General features: G+C 72.1%; 10 protein-coding genes, 1 tRNA gene and 4 pseudogenes. 4 read left to right on the top strand and 11 right to left on the bottom strand.

Translation table 11 applies throughout. The features are described 5' to 3' along the window. Positions 1-209: 209 nt before the first annotated feature. Positions 210-1171: pseudogene (locus QUE47_RS13805) on the bottom strand (6-phosphofructokinase). 196 nt (positions 1172-1367) lie between these two features. Here QUE47_RS13805 and QUE47_RS13800 point away from each other — a divergent pair. Continuing rightward, positions 1368-2231 carry a class I SAM-dependent methyltransferase gene (locus tag QUE47_RS13800; protein WP_286217754.1) on the top strand — a complete coding sequence of 288 codons (864 nt, stop codon included), beginning with the start codon at positions 1368-1370 and terminating at the stop codon, positions 2229-2231. 66 nt (positions 2232-2297) lie between these two features. Here QUE47_RS13800 and polA read toward each other — a convergent pair. Further along, positions 2298-4927 (bottom strand): annotated as a pseudogene (gene polA, locus QUE47_RS13795) (DNA polymerase I). Between the two features lie 67 nt (positions 4928-4994). Here polA and QUE47_RS13790 point away from each other — a divergent pair. Further along, a complete protein-coding gene (locus QUE47_RS13790; protein ID WP_286217753.1) occupies positions 4995-5426 on the top strand; it encodes a hotdog fold thioesterase in 432 nt (143 codons plus the stop codon). A 167-nt stretch (positions 5427-5593) separates the two neighbouring features. Here QUE47_RS13790 and QUE47_RS13785 read toward each other — a convergent pair whose 3' ends face one another. Together QUE47_RS13785 and QUE47_RS13780 are read right to left on the bottom strand one after the other, a co-directional pair. Next, positions 5594-6271, bottom strand: coding sequence for a GNAT family N-acetyltransferase (locus QUE47_RS13785; RefSeq protein ID WP_286217752.1), 678 nt, complete (start codon positions 6269-6271; stop codon positions 5594-5596). A 163-nt stretch (positions 6272-6434) separates the two neighbouring features. Next, complete coding sequence (locus QUE47_RS13780; RefSeq protein WP_286219518.1) at positions 6435-7055, bottom strand: ANTAR domain-containing response regulator; 621 nt, start codon at positions 7053-7055, stop codon at positions 6435-6437. Between the two features lie 195 nt (positions 7056-7250). Here QUE47_RS13780 and QUE47_RS13775 point away from each other — a divergent pair. After that, positions 7251-7324 (top strand) — tRNA-Leu (locus QUE47_RS13775). Between the two features lie 117 nt (positions 7325-7441). Here QUE47_RS13775 and pdxR read toward each other — a convergent pair. Beyond that, on the bottom strand, positions 7442-8773 hold the full coding sequence (gene pdxR / locus QUE47_RS13770; protein WP_286217751.1) for a MocR-like pyridoxine biosynthesis transcription factor PdxR: 1332 nt from the start codon (positions 8771-8773) through the stop codon (positions 7442-7444). Between the two features lie 70 nt (positions 8774-8843). On the opposite strand from pdxR, the gene QUE47_RS13765 reads away from it, so the two are divergent. Further along, the gene (locus QUE47_RS13765) at positions 8844-9512 is read left to right on the top strand and encodes a pyridoxamine 5'-phosphate oxidase family protein (protein WP_286217750.1); all 669 of its coding nucleotides are present in this window, start codon (positions 8844-8846) and stop codon (positions 9510-9512) included. Positions 9513-9589: 77 nt separating this feature from the next. On the opposite strand, the gene pyk is transcribed toward QUE47_RS13765, so the two are convergent. The 6 genes and pseudogenes from pyk to trpB all read right to left on the bottom strand — a co-directional run bounded on the left by pyk (position 9590) and on the right by trpB (position 20330). Beyond that, positions 9590-11023 (bottom strand): pyruvate kinase, encoded by a 1434-nt coding sequence (gene pyk, locus QUE47_RS13760; protein ID WP_286217749.1) that lies wholly within the window; start codon positions 11021-11023, stop codon positions 9590-9592. Positions 11024-11125: 102 nt separating this feature from the next. Then, a pseudogene (locus tag QUE47_RS13755) lies at positions 11126-12591 on the bottom strand (glutamate synthase subunit beta). Next, a pseudogene (gene gltB, locus QUE47_RS13750) lies at positions 12584-17142 on the bottom strand (glutamate synthase large subunit). Before gltB ends, QUE47_RS13755 begins: the two co-directional pseudogenes overlap by 8 nt. 133 nt (positions 17143-17275) lie before the next feature. Beyond that, entirely contained in the window at positions 17276-18217 is a 942-nt protein-coding gene (gene lgt / locus QUE47_RS13745) for a prolipoprotein diacylglyceryl transferase (RefSeq protein ID WP_286217748.1), read from the bottom strand. After that, positions 18214-19071: a tryptophan synthase subunit alpha gene (gene trpA / locus QUE47_RS13740; protein WP_434019693.1), complete on the bottom strand. Its 858-nt coding sequence runs from the start codon at positions 19069-19071 to the stop codon at positions 18214-18216. The genes lgt and trpA overlap by 4 nt, the downstream gene beginning before the upstream one ends. Then, positions 19068-20330 carry a tryptophan synthase subunit beta gene (gene trpB, locus QUE47_RS13735; protein WP_286219516.1) on the bottom strand — a complete coding sequence of 421 codons (1263 nt, stop codon included), beginning with the start codon at positions 20328-20330 and terminating at the stop codon, positions 19068-19070. The genes trpA and trpB overlap by 4 nt, the downstream gene beginning before the upstream one ends. Positions 20331-20334: the final 4 nt, after the last annotated feature.

Below are 20334 nucleotides of genomic sequence, written 5' to 3'. Positions count from 1 at the left end.
GGCCCCTGGCCTGGAATGCCGTTGGGACGGACTGCTCTCGGCGCGCGCGCAGGACGCAGCGCACCATCGACCATCTTATCCATTCCCGTCGCTCAGATCAACGCGGCCTCAGGTGAGGCCTACGAACGACCGAGCTGTGATCGGGCACGGACGACGCCGGAGGCAGACAGGGTCCGGACGGCGGACCGGTCGGAGACCTGTCGAGCACCTCAGGCCAGCGCCTTGGCCACTCTCAGCAGCTCGAGCGGCACGGTCTTGAGCTTGCCGGCGATCTCGGCCAGGGAGACCATCTCGACCACGTCGCCGTGGAGCGCAGTCATCACGTTCGACTCGCCACGCGTGACGGCGTCGACGGCCGCGACGCCGAAGCGGCTGCCGAGGATCCGGTCGGTGGGGGTCGTGTCGCCGCCGCGCTGGACGTGGCCCAGGACGGTCAGCCGCGTGTCGAACCCGGTACGTTCGGCGATCTCCTTCGAGACGCGCTCGCCGATCGACCCGGCGATGATCTCGCCGTAGCGCCCGAGCTCCTGCTCGTACACCATCGACGTGCCCTCGGCGGGCAGCGCACCCTCGGCGACGACCACGATGGAGAAGTTCGCGTGCGCCCGGTGGCGGTGGTTCAGGAACTTCACGATCCGGTCGATGTCGAAGGGCTCCTCGGGCGCGAGCACCACCTCGGCCCCGCCGGCGATGCCCGAGTTCACCGCGATCCACCCTGCGTGACGTCCCATGACCTCGACGACCATGACCCGGTTGTGGCTCTCGGCGGTGGTGTGCACCCGGTCGAGCGCCTCCGTCGCGATGTTCAGTGCGGTGTGGAACCCGATGGAGAGGTCGGTGCCCCAGACGTCGTTGTCGATCGTCTTGGGGATCGCGACGATCGGGACTCCTGCCTCCGCGACCTGCTGGGCAGCGTGCAGCGTCCCGTCGCCGCCGATGCAGATCAGCGAGTCGAGCCGCTCCGCCTCGAGCGTCGTCAGGACGGCCTCCATGCTGCCGTCCTCGTGGCTCGGGTGGAACCGCGCCGTCCCCAGCAGGGTCCCCCGGTCGGGAGCACGTTGCGGATGTCCTGGCGACCCAGCGGGACGACGTCGCCGTCGACCATGCCACGCCACCCGTTGCGGAACCCGGTGACCGTGTGGCCGTACTCGCCAGTCGCCTGCTTGACCACGGCGCGGATCGCAGCATTGAGGCCCGGGCAGTCGCCCCCGCCTGTGAGTAGACCGATGCGCACAGAGACTCCTCGTCCGACGAGCTGGGGCGGCCGACCTGGCGTCCTTCGGCCCTAGGCCTCAAACCTATCGTGCAGGCCGCGCCGAGCGACGCAGGTCCACGGAGCGGGCGGACCGCGGCGCAAGAATGGACACATGACGTCGACGCTCGGGTCCGCAGGGTATTCGGCCGTGCCGGACGACGTCGGTGGCGCCGCGGCCCGCGGCTGGTGGGACGAGAACGCACCCGAGTACCAGCGGGAGCACGACGGGTTCCTCAAGGACGAGCTGGTGTGGGGCCCTGAAGGGCTCCGCGAGTCGGACGCGGGACTGCTCGGGCCCGTCGCGGGGCTCGACGTCCTCGAGATCGGCGCGGGCGCCGCGCAGTGCGCCCGTTGGCTCGCCGCCCAGGGGGCCCGTGTCGTGGCCACCGACGTGTCGATCCGGATGCTCCTCGCCGGCGACACCCCCGGACCCGCCGGAGTCGAGGGCGCTGCCTGCGCCGGGCCGGGACGCTCGCGTGGCCGGGCGGTCGCGGACCGCGCTCGACCCGTCCCGCTCGTCCAGGCCGACGCCCGAGCCCTCCCGTTCGCCGCGGCCTCGTTCGACACGGTCTTCACCGCATACGGGGCCGTACCGTTCGTCCCCGACGCGCGACGGATCCACTCGGAGGTCGCCCGCGTCCTTCGTCCCGGCGGCACCTGGGCCTTCTCGGTGACGCACCCCGTCCGGTGGGCGTTCCCCGACGACCCAGGCGAGAAGGGGCTCACGGTGCACCGGTCCTACTTCGACCGCCGCCCGTACGTGGAGTCGGACGGCGCGGGTCGGGTCACGTACGCCGAGTACCACCGGACGGTCGGCGACCACGTCAGGGACGTGGTCTCGGCCGGTCTCCAGGTCGTGGACGTCGTCGAGCCCGAGTGGCCCGAGAGCAACCAGCAGGTCTGGGGCGGGTGGGGCCCGGTGCGCGGTCGGCTGATCCCGGGGACCATGGTCGTCGTCGCCCGTCGACCGGGGTGACGACGTCCGGCCGTCACGGCCGCACCGGCGGCCGGCAGCTGCGGCCGGCGGCGGCGACCTCCCTGGTCAGTGGCCGGCGTCGTGCCAGCTGGTACCGACACCGACCGACACGTCCAGCGGCACCGAGAGCTCGGCCGCGGCCCCCATCTCGGCGCGGAGGATGCGCTCGACCTCGTCCTTCTCCCCCGGTGCCACCTCGACGAGCAGCTCGTCGTGCACCTGCAGCAGCAGGCGCGACGTGAGTCCGCCGGAGTCGAGCGCGTTGCGGACCCCGAGCATCGCGACCTTGATGATGTCTGCTGCGCTCCCCTGGATCGGCGCGTTGAGCGCCATGCGCTCCGCCATGTCCCGCCGCTGCCGGTTGTCGCTCGTGAGGTCCGGGAGGTACCGGCGACGCCCGAGGATCGTCGCGGTGTACCCCGTGGACCGCGCTTCGTCGACGACCCCCGTGAGGTAGTCCCGGACTCCCCGAACCGCGAGAAGTAGTCGTCCATCAGCGACTGTGCCTCCGGCACTCCGATGCTGAGCTGCTTCGACAGCCCGTAGGAGGACAGCCCGTACGCGAGGCCGTACGACATCGCCTTGATCTTCGAGCGCATCGCGGGCGTGACCTCGTCGGCGGGCACGTCGAACACGCGCGATCCCACGTAGTTGTGCAGGTCCTCGCCCGAGCGGAACGCATCGATCAGGCCCTCGTCGCCCGAGAGGTGGGCCATGATCCGCATCTCGATCTGGCTGTAGTCCGCCGTGAGCAGCGTCTCGTAGCCCGGCCCGACCACGAACGCCCGCCGGATGCGCCGGCCTGCCTCCGTGCGGATCGGGATGTTCTGGAGGTTGGGGTCGGTCGAGCTGAGGCGGCCGGTCGCCGCGATGGTCTGCTGGAACGACGTGTGGACGCGTGCGTCGTCCGCGACGGACTTGAGGAGGCCCTCGACGGTCTGCCGCAGACGCGTCGCGTCGCGGTGGGCGAGCAGGTGCTCCAGGAACGGGTGCCCGGTCTTGACGAACAGCTCCGCGAGCGCCGCGGCGTCCGTCGTCCAGCCCGTCTTGATCTTCTTCGTCTTCGGCATCTCGAGCTGGTCGAACAGCACCTCCTGGAGCTGCTTCGGCGAGCCGAGGTTCACCTCCCGGCCGATGACCTCGTACGCGTCGGCGGCGGCCTGCGCCACCTGGCCGGCGAAGTGCCGCTCGAGCCCGGTGAGGTGCTCGACGTCCACGGCGATCCCGGCGCGCTCCATGTCGCCGAGGACATGGGTCAGCGGCAGCTCGAGGTCGCGCAGGAGCCCCGTGGCGCCGCGGTCTGCGAGGACCTCGACGAGCGCCTCAGAGAGCTCGAGGACCGCAGCGGCCCGCGCCGCGGCCTGCCGGCCGGCACCGGAGCCGTCGACCGAGAGGTCCAGCGCGCCCTGGGCCTCGGGCTCGTCGTCGACGCGCAGCTCCCGGTGGAGGTGGCGGACGGCGAGGTCGCTGAGGTCGTAGCCCCGCTGGTCCGGGTAGCAGAGGTAGGCGGCCAGCTCGGTGTCGAAGGTGACGCCGCGCAGGTCCATGCCGCGGGCGGCGAGGGCGTGGGCGGCCGACTTCGCGCCGTGGACGACGATCGCGCGCGCGTCGTCCGCCAACCACGCCGCGAGGGCGGACTCGTCGGCAGCGGAGACGTCGGCGAGGTCGACGACGACGGCCTCCGAACCGTCGGTCACCGTCACCGCCCACGCGTCGGCCCCCGTGGGTGCCGTGCGACCCTCGACGTCGAGCCCGAGCGTCACGTCCGCGCGTGCGGAGAGCCACTCCCCGAGCCCGTCGGGGCCCGGGTCCGCGACGTCGACCGTCATCGCAGGGGCGGCGTCGACCTCGTCGTCGCTCCCGCCCAGCGCGAGAAGGCGCTCGCGCAACGCGGCGAACTCGAGCGCGTCGAAGACCGTGTGCACCGCTGTGCGGTCCCAGGGTCGTAGGCCGAGATCGTCGGGACCGAGCGGCAGCTCCATGTCGCGCAGCAGCGCGTTGAGCCGGCGGTTCGTCCGCACCTGCTCGAGGTGGGCCCGCAGGTTCTCGCCTGCCTTGCCCTTGATCGTCTCGGCGCCGTCGAGCACCGCGTCGAGGTCGCCGAACTGGGCGATCCACTTCGCGGCGGTCTTCGGCCCGACGCCGGGGACACCGGGGAGGTTGTCCGCGGTCTCGCCCACGAGTGCGGCGAGGTCCGGGTAGTTCTCGGGGCGGACGCCGTACTTCTCCTCGACCGCGTCGGGGGTCATGCGTGCCAGGTCGGAGACGCCCCGCTTGGGGTAGAGCACCGTCACGTCGTCGGTCACGAGCTGGAACGCGTCCCGGTCGCCGGAGCACACCAGGACCTCCATGCCGAGCGCGGCGGCCTGGGTCGAGAGGGTCGCGAAGATGTCGTCCGCCTCGAAGTTCGCCTTCTCCAGGGCCGGGACGTTGAGCGCCTCGAGCACCTCGCGGATCAGCGGCACCTGCCCCTTGAAGGGCTCCGGCGTCGCAGCGCGACCGGCCTTGTAGGTCGGGAGCTGCTCGGTGCGGAACGTCGCGCTCCCGGCGTCGAACGCGACGGCGATGTGCGTCGGCTTCTCGTCCCGCAGGAGGTTGATGAGCATCGACGTGAAACCGAAGACGGCGTTGGTGGACTGGCCGGTCGTCGTGGAGAAGTTCTCGACCGGGAGCGCGAAGAACGCGCGGTACGCCATCGAGTGGCCGTCGATGAGCAGGAGCCGGGGTCGCGTCGAGGTGGTCACGGGTGCCAACCTATCCGGTATGACCGACACGACGGCACCGGACGAACAGCTCCTGCGGCTCCACGAGAGCACCCGCGGGACCCTCATCGAGCTCCTCGGGATCGAGCTCCTCGAGGCCTCCGCGGAACGCTGCGTCGCGACCATGCCGGTCGCGGGCAACACCCAGCCCGCGGGTCTGCTGCACGGGGGCGCCACCGCCGCGCTCGCCGAGACCGTGGGCTCCGTCGCCGCACAGATCCATGCGGGTCCCGGGCGGGCCTCGGTCGGCACCGAGCTCAACGCGACGCACCACCGGGGCCTGCGCGAGGGGTCGGTCACGGCTGTCGCGACGGCCGTCCACCGGGGGCGCACGACGGCGTCCTACGAGATCGTGGTGACCGACTCCGCGGGTCGTCGGGTCTGCACGGCCCGCCTCTCCTGCCTCGTCCTCGAGGCGGTCCGTCCGGACTGAGGCCGTGCTCGAAGCAGGCAGGCAGGCAGGCAGGCAGGCAGGCAGGCAGGCAGGCAGGGAGAGACTGCAAACTGGACCGGCAGGCACGGCCCCCGAACAGGGCCTCCGAAGAGCGTCAGCGAGTGCGGACGGCGAACCGGGTCAGCCTGCGCGAGCGGCGAACCGAATCAGCCTGCGGCGACCTTGCCCGTGCCCTGGGAGCGGGAGATCTCGGCAGCGTCCGCGTCGACGGCCGCGATGCTCTTCTGGAACTCCCGGAGGTCCAGGGGTCCGCTCGCGCCCTCGGTCCGCGCGCGACGGCGTCGGGCGATGAGGTCCTCCAGCGACCGAGACCCTCGGCGCCTCTGACCGGAGTCGCCGTTCAGTCTGCGGCGGAGCGTCGCGGTGGCGACGACCCGGTGGCCGGCGACAGGAGCGAACCCGAGCCTGGCGAGGAATCGCTGCACGCCCCGGGCGCCCGGGATGGGCACCGAGTAGACGTCGACGGCGCCGCGCACCTGCGCGAGGTCGGCCACACCGGACAGGAGCGCGTGCCCGGCTCCGCGGCGCCGTGCGGCTTCTGAGACGTAGAGCGCCTCGATGTGCATGGCGGGCGTGACGTCGAAGACCGTCGGGCGGACGACCCGGCACAGCACGAACCCGACGATCTCGTCCCCGTCCAGGGCGACGAGGATGTTGCCACCGTCCATCGCGAGCAGGACGCTGAGCTGACGGACGATGGTCGCGTCGTCGGGGCCGCACACCTGGGAGCCCACGGCCGACTCGTCGCGCGCCTCGGCGCTGATGCGTGCGAGGACGGAGAGCTCGGACCCGTCGACGGGTCGCACGGCGATCGTCGAACGCATGGTGCACCTCCATCGGCTCGGAACGTGGCGACGTGATCGCCACGTGATCCTCAGGTCACGAAACGTGTCGGACAACAGTCCAGAACTGTACCGCCACCGCGCAGCGGCTCGCTACCCGCCGCCGGCGGCTGCCCGTCGGCGTCGGAAGGGTCGGAAGAGTGGGTCAGGCGCCGCCGACCTGATCGATCACGGCGTCGGCGACCTCGCGCATCGTCAGGCGACGGTCCATCGACGTCTTCTGGATCCACCGGAACGACTCCGGCTCCGAGAGGCCCATCTTCGTCATGAGCAGACCCTTGGCCCGGTCGACGCGCTTGCGCGTCTCGAACCGCTCGGCGAGGTCGGCGACCTCGGACTCGAGCGCGGAGATCTGCGAGTAGCGCGAGATCGCGATCTCGACGGCCGGCAGAAGGTCGGCCGGCGTGAACGGCTTGACGACGTAGGCCATGGCCCCGGCGTCACGAGCGCGCTCGACGAGCTCGGTCTGGGAGAACGCGGTGAGCAGGACGACCGGGGCGACGTGGGCCTTCCCGATGCGCTCCGCCGCCGAGATGCCGTCGAGCTCGGGCATCTTGACGTCCATCACGACGACGTCGGGCTTCAGGTCCAGGGCGAGCTGCACGGCGGTCTCGCCGTCACCCGCCTCACCGACGACGTCGAACCCTGCCTCGCGCAGCGTCTCGACGACGTCCATGCGGATCAGCGCCTCGTCCTCGGCGACGACGGCACGACGGGTCGGCCGCTTGGGCTCGGGCGCCGGCGTGGGCTCGGTCTCCTCCAGCATCGGGGGAAGATCCAGGGGCTCGGTGTTGCGCGCACGCGCGTCGTCGTCACTCACAGGTACATCTTAGGGGTGCCGTCTGGAAACTTCCTGCACGCCGGACGTGCGCCTCGCCACCCTCCGACCGTCCGGGCCGACCGTGCGGGTGTGGTTCGATAAGCCCGTGGTCCATCGCGCGGACCCTCACGGGTGCGCGCTGCCCCGGTAGCCCAACCGGCAGAGGCGTCCGGCTCAAACCCGGTCCAGTGTGGGTTCGAATCCCACCCGGGGCACCCACGACCGGCCACGGTGGCGCCGGCTACCGGCCGCCCGGCGACCGGCCCCCTCGCCCCCGTCGCCTGCCACTTCCGCCGCCAACGTCGCCCTGCCTCCCTCCGCCGCCTCTGCCGTCAGTCGTCCAGGCCCCGCGCCAGGGCGGCGAGCGCAGCGTCCAGGTCGACGTCGCTCACCCCACCGAACCCGACCACGAGGCCCGTGTCCCGCGCCGTCCGCGTGTAGTCGGAGAGCAGCGGCACGTCGAACCCCGCCGCCCGGGCGGCTCCCTGCGCCCGCTCCGCACGCTCCTGCGGCATCAGCCACGTCGAGTACATCCCGGCGGACGCGGCCGCCGGCGTCGCGTACGGACCGAGCGTGGCGGCTACTCGCTCTGAGCGCTCGGCGTAGACGCGTCGCGCGGTCCGCACGACTGTGTCGAGCCATCCCTCGCGCAGGAGCGTCAGGAGCGCAAGCTGCGACGGCCACGCCGCGCCGTCGTGCGTCACCTCGCGGTGCCGGTCCACCACCTCGCGCAGCGGCCCGGGCAGGACCGCCCAACCGACGCGCAGGCTGGGCACCGCCGACTTCGATGCCGTCCCGAGGTAGGCGACGAGCTCCGGGGCGAGGCTCGCGAGCGCAGGCACCGGGGCGACGTCGTACCGCAGCTCCGAGTCGTAGTCGTCCTCGACGACGACCGTCCCCGAGCGGCGCGCGGCGGCGAGCAGCGAGAGGCGGTCGTCGGCGGACATGACGTGGCCGAGCGGGTGCTGGTGCGCGGGTGTCGTGTACACGGCCGCGAGCCCGTCGACGTGCGCGTGTGCGCCGTGCGCCGGGACGTCGACCACCGCGCGACCCGACGCCTGCACGGTGGCCACCGCTGCGCGGTAGCCAGGGTCCTCCACCCCGACAGGGCCGGCATGCAGCGCTGCGAGCAGGTGCCGCAGGCCCGCGGTCGCGCCGGCGGTGACGATCACGTCGTCCGCGTCGACGGCGAGGCCACGGGTCCGGGCGACCCGTTCGGCGAGCGCTGTACGCAGCGCCGGCAGACCCCTCGGGTCCTCGTAGCCTCGCGGCGGCTCCCGGGTCGAGACCTCGCGCCAGGCGCGCCGCCAACCCGCACGGTGCCGTGCGTCGAGCCAGGGGTCGCCGGCCCCGAGCCGCACGAGCCGGGGCGACGCCGGCTCGCGACGAGGTCGTGCCGGCGGGACGGGAGTCACCGCACCCGACCTGACGAACGTCCCGGAGCCCCGGCGCCCCTCGATCCAGCCCTCGGCCCCGAGCTGCTCGTAGGCCTGCTCAGCCACCGCACGCGAGACGCCGAGCTCGGTCGCGAGCGCGCGGCTGCTCGGGAGCCGGTCACCACGGCGCAGCGTCCCGGCGACCACGAGCTGCCGGACCTGGTCCGAGAGCTGCACGCCGAGCGGCGACGTCGCGGCGCGATCGAGGTGAACGGGGAGCGTGGTCATGGATTGTCCTGTCGAAGTTCCGTGGAATTGGCCCATGACGACAGGCCACTATGTCACCAGACTATGACCCATGGAAGACCTCTCCCCCACTCCGCGGTCCACCGTCGGCCGCGGCAGCGCCCGTGCTCGGGCCGACCGCTCCGAGCTGCACGCGTTCCTCGCGGACGCCCTCGTCGCGCACCTGGGCGTCGTCGTCGACGGCGACCCCGTCGTCCTGCCTACCGCCTACGCCCTGGCGGTCGACGGGCCGGACGACGGCGGCACGCTGTACCTCCACGGATCGGTCGCGGCCCGCTGGCTGCGCGAGGCACCGGCGCGCACCGTGTGCGTCACGGTCACCGAGCTGGACGGGCTCGTGGCAGCCCGCTCAGGGTTCCACCACTCCATGAACTACCGGTCCGCCGTCGTCCAGGGCACGGCGCGGGTCGTGACGGACCCGGCGGAACGGGCGCTCGCGCTCGACGCGATCGTCGACCACATGGTCCCCGGGCGCTCGGCCACCCTGCGCCCCGCGACCCGCAAGGAGCTGGCAGCGACCGCGGTCCTCGCGGTCCCGCTGCGGGAGTCGTCGCTCAAGGTCCGGTCCGGTGGCGCCAAGGACGACCCGTCGGACGTCGCGCGCGGCGGCTGGGCAGGACACGTGCCGCTGCGTCGCTCGGCCGGACGGCCCGTCGCCGACGACGACGTCAGGACCGGTGTGCCGGACGACGTCCTCGCCCGCGCCGCAGCCCTCGCCTGAGAGCGCCAGCCGGGGACGCGCGAAGGGCCGGTACCCCGCGACAGCGGCGGTACCGGCCCTTCGTCCGATCCGTGGGGTCAGCTCAGTCGACCGTCGCTGCCCGCACCGATCTTGTGCACGAGGATCGAGTTGGTCGTGCCCGAGACGCCGACCGGCGCGCCCGAGACGACGACGACGAGGTCGCCCTTCTCAGCGAGACCGTTCGCCTGGAGCGTCTGGTCGACCTGGTCGACCATGGCGTCCGTGCTGCCGACCTCGGCGACCTGGTACGCGGCGGTGCCCCACGAGAGCGCGAGCGTGTGCTTGACGTGCTCGCGCGGCGTGAAGGCCAGCAGCGGGATGCCGGAGCGCAGGCGCGACATGCGGCGGGCCGAGTCGCCGGACTGCGTGAAGGTCACGAGGTACTTGACCCCGAGCGTCTCGCCGATCTCCGCGGCCGCGCGCGTGATCGCACCGCCACGCGTGTGCGGCGTCGAGCCGAGGGGCGCGATCCGCTCACGCCCGTGCTCCTCGGTGCTCTCGATGATCCGTGCCATCGTCTCGACCGTCTCGATCGGGAAGTCACCGACCGAGGTCTCGCCCGAGAGCATGACCGCGTCGGCACCGTCGAGGATCGCGTTGGCGCAGTCGGAGGCCTCCGCGCGCGTCGGGCGCGGGGAGTTCGTCATCGACTCGAGCACCTGCGTGGCCACGATGACGGGCTTCGCGGCACGACGCGCGAGCTCGACGGCACGCTTCTGCACGAGCGGGACCTGCTCGAGCGGGAGCTCCACCCCGAGGTCGCCGCGGGCGACCATGATGCCGTCGAACGCCTCGACGATCTCGGCCAGGTTCTCGACCGCCTGCGGCTTCTCGACCTTGGCGACGACGGGGACGACCCGCCCCTCCTCCTCCATGATGCGGCGCACGTCGTCGTAGTCGGCCGCGGAGCGGACGAACGACAGCGCGATGAAGTCGGTACCGAGGCGCAGACCCCAGCGGAGGTCCTCCTGGTCCTTCTCGGACAGGGCGGGAACGGACACCGCGACGCCCGGAAGGTTCAGGCCCTTGTTGTTCGAGACGGGCCCGGGGACCTCGACACGAGTGATGACGTCGTTGCCCTCGACGGCGGTGACGCGGACGGTCACCTTGCCGTCGTCGATGAGGATCGGGTCGCCGACGCGCGCGTCGCCGGTCAGGCCCTTGTGGGTCGTGCCCACGCGCTCCTTGGTGCCCACGACGTCGTCGGTCGTGATGGTGAAGACGTCGCCCACGGCGAGGTGGTGCTTCTCGTCGCCCGCGAACCGGCCGAGGCGGATCTTCGGGCCCTGGAGGTCGACCAGCACGGCCACGTTGCGGCCTGCCTGCTCGGCGGCGGCGCGCACGTTGCGGTAGACGGCCTCGTGCTCCTCCGGGTCACCGTGACTCCGGTTGATGCGCGCGACGTCCATCCCGGCGTCGACCATCTTCTGCATCATCTCCCGCGATGCGGTCGCGGGTCCGATCGTGCACACGATGTTTGCTTTGCGCATGTCTCCAGCCTCAGTTGTTCTGTCCGGCCCGTCACCGGGCCACGCGCCGTCGGGCGGCGGAGCGTTCTTGTCCTCCGACGCCGTCAGACGCCGGACAGGTCTCTAGGGTCTCAGCGATGCGGTGCCGGCGCGCACCGGCGCCGGCAGCTCGGTCTCGCCCTGCAGGTACGCGTCGGCGGCCGCCGCAGCGGCCCTGCCCTCCGCGATCGCCCACACGATCAGGGACTGGCCGCGGCCTGCGTCCCCCGCGACGAAGGTCCCGGGGAGAGAGGACGAGAAGTCCTCCTCGCGGGCGATCAGACCGCGGGACGTGAGCTCGATCCCGGTCTGCGCGGTGATCTCGTCGGTCTCCGGACCGGTGAAGCCCATCGCGATCAGCACGAGGTCCGCAGGGATCTCGCGCTCGGTGCCCTGCTTCGGGGCGCGGCGACCGTCCGCGAGGTACTCCGTCTCGGCGACGCGCAGCGCGCGCACCCGGCCGGCGTCGTCGGCCAGGAACTCGACCGTCGACGCGAGGTACTCCCGCTCGCCGCCCTCGGCGTGCGAGCTGGACACCTCGAACAGGATCGGGTCGGTCGGCCAGGGCTGGGTCGCCGGGCGCTCCGCCGGCGGCTGCTTGCCGATGGCGAGGGTCGTCACGCTCCGTGCCCCGTGCCGCAGCGACGTACCGAGGCAGTCGGAGCCGGTGTCGCCGCCACCGATGATGACGACGTCGCGGTCCGTCGCGAGGATCTGGTCGGGCACCTCGCCGCCCGCGACGACCGTGTTCGACTGGTGGAGGAACTCCATCGCGAAGTGGATGCCGTCGAGATCGTTGCCGGTCACCGGCAGCGGGCGCGGGATCGTGGCGCCGGTCGCGACGACCACCGCGTCGAACCGCGTGTGTAGCTCGTCCCACGAGATGTCGGTCCCGATCGCGACGCCCGTGCGGAAACGGGTCCCCTCGTCGCGCATCTGCTCGAGGCGGCGGTCGATCGTCGACTTCTCGAGCTTGAAGTCCGGGATGCCGAAGCGCAGGAGGCCGCCGATCGCGGCGTCCCGCTCGAAGACGACCACGGTGTGGCCGGCCCGGGTGAGCTGCTGGGCCGCAGCGAGGCCGGCCGGCCCGGAGCCGACGACCGCGACGGTCTTGCCCGTCAGGCGGTGCGGGATCTTCGCGGTGATCTCGCCCCGCTCCCAGGCCTGCTCGACGATCTCGTACTCGAAGTTCTTGATCGTGACCGGGGGCTGGTTGATGCCCAGCACGCAGCTCGACTCGCACGGCGCCGGGCAGACGCGACCGGTCCACTCGGGGAAGTTGTTCGTCGCGTGGAGCCTCTCCATCGCGTCGCCCCACTGCCCCTGGCGGACGAGGTCGTTCCACTCCGGGATCAGGTTGCCGAGCGGGCAGCCCTGATGGCAGAAGGGCACGCCGCAGTCCATGCACCGGGCGGCCTGCTGCTTCAGGTACGGCTCGCCGTCGCGACGGTGCTCGAGCACGTCGCGCCAGTCGGTGAGGCGGACCTCGACCGGACGGTACGGAGGAGCTCACGCTCCCGGGTCTTCAGGAATCCGCGCGGGTCAGCCACGGGCCACCTCCAAGATGTTCTGCCAGGCTCCGGGGGCCTCGACGTCGACGCCGTCCGCCTCGGCCTGGACCAGCAGATCGCGCACCCGCGCGAACTCGACGGGAAGGACCCGGGTGATCCGGGCGATGGTCGCGGGCACGTCCTCGAGGAGCTGCGCCGCCCGTGGCGAGCCCGTCTCCTCGTGATGCGTCCGGATCAGACCCTCGACGAGCGCGGCGTCCTTCTCGTCGAGCGGAGCGAGCGAGATCTCCCCGGCGGCGAGAGCCGCGGTGTTGAGCGCCTCCTCGCGCAGGTCGAGCACGTACGCCGTGCCACCGGACATGCCGGCACCGAAGTTGCGTCCGGTCCGGCCGAGCACGAGGACCGTCCCGCCCGTCATGTACTCGCAGCCGTGGTCGCCGACACCCTCGACGACGAGCGTCGCGCCGGAGTTGCGGACCCCGAACCGCTCGCCAACGAGCCCGCGGAGGAAGATCTGGCCCGAGGTCGCGCCGTAGCCGATCACGTTGCCGGCGATCACGTCGTCCGCCCCCGTCAGCACGGACGCGCGGTCCGGTCGGGCGATGACGCGCCCGCCGGAGAGGCCCTTGCCGACGTAGTCGTTCGCGTCGCCGAAGAGTCGCAGCGTCACGCCGCGCGGCAGGAACGCACCGAGGGACTGCCCCGCCGAGCCGGTGAGGCTGACGTCGATCGTCCCCTCCGGGAGACCCTCCCCGCGGTACCGCTTGGTCACCTCGTGGCCGAGCATCGTCCCGACGGTCCGGTTGACGTTGCGGACGGGCAGGTCGATACGGACCGGCTCGCCGCGCTCGAGCGCGTCCTGCGAGAGCGCGATCAGCCGGCGGTCGAGGGCCTTGTCGAGCCCGTGGTCCTGGACCGTCGTGTTGCGCAGGGACGATCCCTCGACCGGCTGCGGGCGTTCCAGCACCGGTCCGAGGTCCAGACCCTGGGCCTTCCAGTGGTCGACCGCCTTGCGGGTGTCGAGCCGCTGGACCTGACCGATCGCCTCCTCGACGGACCGGTAGCCGAGCTCAGCGAGGAGCTCACGGACCTCCTGCCCGATGAACTCGAAGAAGTTCACGACGTGGTCGGCCTGGCCCGTGAACCGCGCGCGGAGCTCAGGGTTCTGCGTCGCCACGCCGACCGGGCACGTGTCCAGGTGGCACTTGCGCATCATGATGCAGCCGCTGACCACCATGGGAGCGGTCGCGAAGCCGAACTCCTCGGCGCCGATGAGCGCGGCCACGACGACGTCGCGGCCCGTCTTCATCTGCCCGTCCACCTGCACGACGATGCGGTCCCGCAGGTTGTTCAGCACGAGGGTCTGCTGCGTCTCCGCGAGGCCGATCTCCCACGGGGTGCCGGCGTGCTTGAGCGACGTCAGCGGGCTGGCGCCCGTGCCGCCGTCGTGGCCGGAGATGAGCACGACGTCGGCGTGCGCCTTCGAGACCCCGGTCGCCACCGTGCCGACGCCGAACTCCGAGACCAGCTTCACGTGGATCCGTGCCGCCGGGTTCGCGTTCTTGGCGTCGTGGATCAGCTGCGCCAGGTCCTCGATCGAGTAGATGTCGTGGTGCGGGGGCGGCGAGATCAGGCCGACGCCCGGCGTCGAGTGCCGGGTGCGGGCGACCCACGGGTAGACCTTGTGGCCCGGGAGCTGCCCGCCCTCGCCGGGCTTGGCGCCCTGCGCGAGCTTGATCTGGATGTCGTCGGCGTTGGTCAGGTACTCGGACGTGACCCCGAACCGCCCGGAGGCGATCTGCTTGACCTTCGAGCGCCGCTCCGGGTCGTACAGCCGCTCCGGGTCCTCGCCGCCCTCGCCGGTGTTCGACCGCGCGCCGAGGCGGTTCATCGCGATCGCGAGGGTCTCGTGCGCCTCCATCGAGATGGAGCCGTACGACATCGCGCCCGTGTTGAAGCGCTTGACGATCTCGCTGACCGGCTCGACCTCGTCGATCGGGATCGCCGTGCTCTCGTCCGCGCGCAGCTCGAGGAGCCCGCGCAGCGTCATCAGGCGCCGCGACTGGTCGTTGATGCGGTCGGTGTACTGGCGGAACACGTCCATGCGCCGCTCGGCCGTCGAGTGCTGCAGGCGGAACACCGTCTCGGGGTCGAAGAGGTGCTCCTCGCCGTCCCGCCGCCACATGTACTCGCCGCCGCTGGTGAGGCGCTGGTGCGGCTGGTAGTTGCCCGAGGCCGGGTAGGCCTCGGCGTGGCGGGCAGCGGTCTCGGCCGCCAGGACGTCGAGCCCCACCCCGCCGAGCCGGGACGTCGTGCCCGTGAAGTAGTCGGCGACGAGGTCGTGCGAGAGGCCGATGGCCTCGAAGACCTGTGCGCCTCGGTACGACATGATCGTCGAGATGCCCATCTTGCTCATGACCTTGAGCACGCCCTTGCCGAGGGCCTTGATGAGGTTCTTGACCGCCTGCTCGGGCTCGACGTCGAGGTACCCGCGGGTGGCGAGGTCCTCGACTGTCTCCATCGCGAGGTAGGGGTTGACCGCGGCCGCCCCGTAGCCGACGAGGAGCGCCACGTGGTGGGTCTCGCGGACGTCACCGGCCTCCACGACGAGCGACACCTGCGTCCGCGTGTGCCGACGCAGCAGGTGGTGGTGGACGGCGCTCGTCAGCAGGAGCGACGGGATCGGCGCGAGCTCGGCGTTCGAGTCGCGGTCGGAGAGCACGATGAAGCTCGCCCCCGCGGCCACGTGCGCGTCGACCTCGGCGAAGATCTGCTCGAGCCGCTCGAGCAGCCCCGCACCACCCCGGCCGGCCGTGTACAGGCCCTGCACGGTGACGCACCGGAACTTCCCGTACAGCGACGGGTCGCGCTGGATGCGGATGATCTTCGCGAGCTGGTCGTTGTCCAGGACCGGGAACGGGAGCACCAGCTTGCGGGCGTGCTCCGCCGTGTCCTCGAGGAGGTTCGGCTCGGGACCGATCGCGCCGCCGATCGACGTGACGAGCTCCTCGCGGATCGCGTCGAGCGGCGGGTTGGTCACCTGGGCGAACATCTGCGTGAAGTAGTCGAAGAGCAGCCGCGGACGGCTCGACAGCACGGCGACCGGGGTGTCGGTCCCCATCGCGCCGATCGGCTCCATGCCGGCGTTGGCCATCGGGGTGAGGATCTCCTTGAGCTCCTCCTCCGTGTACCCGAACGCGCGCTGCCTGCGCTGCACGGAGGCCGCGGAGTGCGCGACGTGCTCCCGCTCGGGCAGCTGGTCGAGGTAGACCGAGTTCTCCTCGATCCACTGGGCGTACGGCCGCTGCGCCGCGAGCTGGGACTTGATCTCGTCGTCCGGCACGATCCGGCCCTGGCCGGTGTCGACGAGGAACATCTTGCCGGGCTCGAGGCGTCCCTTGCGGACGATCTCGGCCGGGTCGAGGTCGAGCACGCCCGCCTCGCTGGCGAGCACGACGAGGCCGTCGCGCGTGACCCAGTAGCGTCCCGGGCGCAGGCCGTTGCGGTCGAGGACCGCGCCGATCAGCGTGCCGTCCGTGAAGTTCAGGCAGGCGGGCCCGTCCCACGGCTCGATCAGGTTCGCGTGGTACTCGTAGAACGCGCGCCGGTCGGCGTCCATCTCGGCGTGGTTCTCCCACGCCTCGGGGATCATCATGAGGACGGCGTGCGGCAGCGTGCGCCCCGACAGGTGCAGGAGCTCCAGGACCTCGTCGAAGCTCGCCGAGTCGCTCGACCCCTCGGTGCACACGGGCATCAGCGGTGCGAGGTCGCCGAGCGCCTCGCTCGCGAGCATCCCCTCGCGGGCCGCCATCCAGTTGCGGTTGCCCTTGACGGTGTTGATCTCACCGTTGTGGGCGATCATCCGGAACGGCTGGGCCAGCGGCCACGACGGGAACGTGTTCGTCGAGAACCGCGAGTGGACGAGCGCCAGCTCGCTCGCGTACCGCGGGTCGGACAGGTCGGGGAAGAACGGCTCGAGCTGAGCCGTCGTGAGCATCCCCTTGTACGTCAGCGTCCGGCACGACAGCGAGGCGAAGAACAGGGAGAGCTCGTTCTCGGCGCGCTTGCGCGCACGGTAGGCGCGCCGGTCGAGCGCGACGCCCTCGAGCTCCGAGGACGGGTCGACCAGGACCACCTGGCGGAAGATCGGCATCGTCGCGCGCGCCGTCGGCCCGACGAGGTCGGCGGTGACCGGCACGTCGCGCCACGTCACCACCGAGAGCGACTCCTCCTCGGCGATCGCCGCGAACCGGCGGGCCGTCTCGTCGGCCTCCTGCGGGTCGGTCGGGAGGAAGGCCATGCCGATGACGTACTGGCCCGCCGGCGGGAGCTCGGTGTGGACGACGTCCCGCAGGAACGCGTCGGGGATCTGGGTGAGGATCCCGGCCCCGTCGCCGCTGTTCTCCTCGGCGCCCACGGCACCGCGGTGGTCGAGGTTCAGCAGCGCCGTCAGACCGGCGTCGACGATGTCGCGTCCGGGGTCCCACGAAGCGTCGCCACGAACGCGACACCGCAGGCGTCGTGCTCGGCGGCGGGGTCGTAGAGGCCCTGCGCTCCGGGAGCGCTCGGCCGATGCATCGGCGTGGTCATCAACACCGTCCTTCGCGGTGACCGCGCACGGTCACCGACGTAGTTCCAGGGGATCGGGGCGCCTTCGACCCGTGGGACACAACGATGCGAACGGAGGATCATCCGGTCGCTCGCCGACGAGCAGCTCGACTCCTCAGGCACCGGGGTCTGGTACCTCGGAGTCGTCCGTCGAGGAGAGCCTCGCAGCGGGCGAGTCGTCCGACCCGCGTGGTCCGGTGCGACGACCCACGACGATGAACGCTATCAACGCGCCCAGCCCGACCAGGACGGACGTCCAGACGTTGAGCCGGACGCCGAGGACGAGCTCGGCCGTGTCGATGCGAAGCATCTCGATCCACACACGTCCGAGCGTGTAGATCACGACGTACAACCAGAATACCCGACCATGACCAAGCCGGAACCGACGGTCCAGCCAGATCAAGAGAAGGGCACCTGCGATGTTCCACAGCATCTCGTACAGGAACGTCGGGTGGAACAACGTCCCCTCGGCGTATCCGGGCGGCAGGTGCGCCGCGTCGATCGCGAGCCCCCACGGCGCCGTGGTGGCCGCACCGAAGAGCTCCTGGTTGAACCAGTTCCCGAGGCGCCCGATCGCCTGCGCGAGCAGCAGGCCCGGCGCCAGCGCGTCGGCGAACGCGGCGAAGCTGACCTTCTGACGTCGGCACCCGATGTACGCACCGACGGCGCCGAGCGCCACGGCCCCCCAGATGCCGAGGCCGCCGTCCCAGATCCGCAGCGCCTTCCACGGGTCCCCGTCGGCGCCCCAGTAGGGCTCCGGCGTCGAGATCACGTGGTAGATGCGGCCGCCGACGATCCCGAAGGGGACCGCCCAGAACGCGATCTCGAGGACGTCGTCGGCCACCCCGCCGCGGGCGACCCAGCGCTTGCTCGTGAGCCAGACCGCGACGGCGATCCCGGCGAGGATCGCGAAGGCGTAGGCGCGCAGCGGGACGGGGCCCAGGTACCAGACCGAGCTCGACGGGCTCGGGATGCAGGACACGCCGTCGGGACACGTCACCCAGGCGGGCAGCCCGCCCGCCGCCGCGGCCGTGCCGAGCGCGGCTGACGCGCTCATGCCCCTGACCTCGCGGAGCGGACGCCGTCCGCCAGCTGGGCGGTGAGACCGCTGAGTGCCTCGAGCTGCTGGGCGAAGGGCGCGTCGTCGAGGAGCGTGCGCACCAGCGCCGAACCGACGATCACCCCGTCGGCGAACCGACCGACCTCGGCCGCCTGGGCGCCCGTCGAGATCCCGAGCCCGACGCACACGTGCTCGGCACCGGCGTCCCGGGTCGCGGCGACCAGTCGCTCGGCACCGCCGCCGAGCGTCGTGCGCTCGCCGGTGACACCCATCGTCGAGGCGGCGTAGACGAAGCCGCGCGACGCGGCCGACGTGGCGGCGAGCCGCTCCGGGGTGGACGACGGCGCGACCAGGAACACCCGGTCGAGGTCGTGGGCGTCGGACGCGGCGAGCCACGCGTCGGCCTCGTCCGGGATCAGGTCCGGGGTGATCAGTCCGGCGCCGCCCGCCTGGGCGAGGTCCCGCGCGAACGCGTCCGGGCCGTAGCGGAGCACGGGGTTCCAGTAGGTCATGACGAGCGCCGGCACCCCGAGGTCGGCGACGGCCGAGACGAGGCGGAACACGTCCCGCACCCGGGTCCCGCCCTCCAGGGCGGCCTCCACGGCGCGCTGGACGGTCGGCCCGTCCATCACCGGGTCGGTGTACGGGACACCGATCTCGATCACGTCGGCGCCGGCCTCGACCATCGTCCGGGCGGCCTCGATCGACCGCTCGACGGTCGGGTAGCCGACCGGGAGGTAGCCGACGAGCGCGCCGCGGCCCTCGGCGCGCAGCTCGGCGAGGCGCGCCCCGGTGCGTCCTGCCGTGAAGCCGGTGTCAGCCGTACGGGTGGTGCCGGTAGCGCCGCTCACAGGCTGCTCCCCTCGGTCGTCGCAGCCTTCGCGATGTCCTGCTCGTCCACGACGTCGAACCACCGGGCGGCGGTCGCGACGTCCTTGTCCCCGCGCCCGGAGAGGTTGACGAGCACCACGGCGTCGTCCTTCCCCGAGGCGGCGAGCTCCCGACCGACGACCAGCGCACCCGCGAGCGCGTGCGCCGACTCGATCGCCGGGATGATGCCCTCGGTGCGGCACAGGAGCCGGAACGCCTCCATCGCCTCGGCGTCGGTCACCGGCCGGTACTCGGCCCGCCCGGTGTCGTGGAGCCAGGCGTGGATCGGGCTGACGCTCGGGTAGTCGAGGCCCGCGGACACCGAGTGGCTCGGGAGCGTCTGCCCGTCCTCGTCCTGCAGCAGGTACGAGCGCGCGCCGTGGAGCACCCCGGGCGCACCGCCGCTGAAGCGCGCCGAGTGGCGCCCGGTGTCGACGCCGTCCCCGCCGGCCTCGAGGCCGAGCAGGCGGACGTCGTCGTCGAGGAACGCGTTGAAGATGCCCAGCGCGTTCGAGCCGCCACCCACGCAGGCGACGACGACGTCGGGCAGCCGGCCGGCGCGGTCGAGCACCTGCTCGCGCGCCTCCTGGCCGATCACCTTGTGGAACTCCCGCACCATCTCCGGGAACGGGTGCGGTCCCGTGACGGTCCCGAGCAGGTAGTGCGTGTCGTCGACGTTCGCGACCCAGTCGCGCAGCGCCTCGTTGATGGCGTCCTTGAGCGTGCGCGAGCCGAGCTTCACGGGGACGACGGTCGCGCCGAGGAGTCGCATCCGGGCGACGTTCAGCGCCTGGCGCTCCGTGTCCTCCTCCCCCATGTAGACCACGCACTCGAGGTCCAGGAGCGCCGCCGCGGTCGCTGTGGCGACTCCGTGCTGGCCTGCGCCCGTCTCGGCGATCACGCGGCGCTTGCCCATGCGCTTGACGAGCAGCGCCTGGCCGAGGACGTTGTTGATCTTGTGCGAGCCGGTGTGGTTGAGGTCCTCGCGCTTGAGGAAGACCCGGACGCCGCCCGCGTGCTCCGCGAAGCGCGGCACCTCGGTCAGCGGGCTCGGCCGCCCGGTGTACTCGCGCTGGAGCCGATCGAGCTCCGCGCGGAACTCCGGGTCGGCGACGGCCCGCCGGTACTCGACGTCGAGCTCGTCGAGGGCGGCGATGAGCGCCTCCGGGACGAACCTCCCGCCGAAGTCGCCGTAGTACGGGCCGTGGGTGTGCTGCAGGGACTCGTCGTGGTCGGCCACGGGC

It is taken from the genome of Paraoerskovia sediminicola (assembly GCF_030296575.1).
In the GTDB taxonomy this organism is placed as follows: Bacteria; Actinomycetota; Actinomycetes; order Actinomycetales; family Cellulomonadaceae; genus Paraoerskovia; species Paraoerskovia sediminicola.
This window is presented reverse-complemented; position numbering and strand designations above follow the sequence as displayed.

Excerpts from the sequence above, each read along its gene's own strand:
- QUE47_RS13790 (WP_286217753.1), top strand. The coding sequence starts at position 4,995 with ATGACCGACACGACGGCACCGGACGAACAGCTCCTGCGGCTCCACGAG.
- pyk (WP_286217749.1), bottom strand. The coding sequence starts at position 11,023 with ATGCGCAAAGCAAACATCGTGTGCACGATCGGACCCGCGACCGCATCG.
- QUE47_RS13780 (WP_286219518.1), bottom strand. The coding sequence starts at position 7,055 with ATGCTGGAGGAGACCGAGCCCACGCCGGCGCCCGAGCCCAAGCGGCCG.
- QUE47_RS13800 (WP_286217754.1), top strand. The coding sequence starts at position 1,368 with ATGACGTCGACGCTCGGGTCCGCAGGGTATTCGGCCGTGCCGGACGAC.
- pdxR (WP_286217751.1), bottom strand. The coding sequence starts at position 8,773 with ATGACCACGCTCCCCGTTCACCTCGATCGCGCCGCGACGTCGCCGCTC.
- QUE47_RS13785 (WP_286217752.1), bottom strand. The coding sequence starts at position 6,271 with ATGCGTTCGACGATCGCCGTGCGACCCGTCGACGGGTCCGAGCTCTCC.
- QUE47_RS13765 (WP_286217750.1), top strand. The coding sequence starts at position 8,844 with ATGGAAGACCTCTCCCCCACTCCGCGGTCCACCGTCGGCCGCGGCAGC.
- lgt (WP_286217748.1), bottom strand. The coding sequence starts at position 18,217 with ATGAGCGCGTCAGCCGCGCTCGGCACGGCCGCGGCGGCGGGCGGGCTG.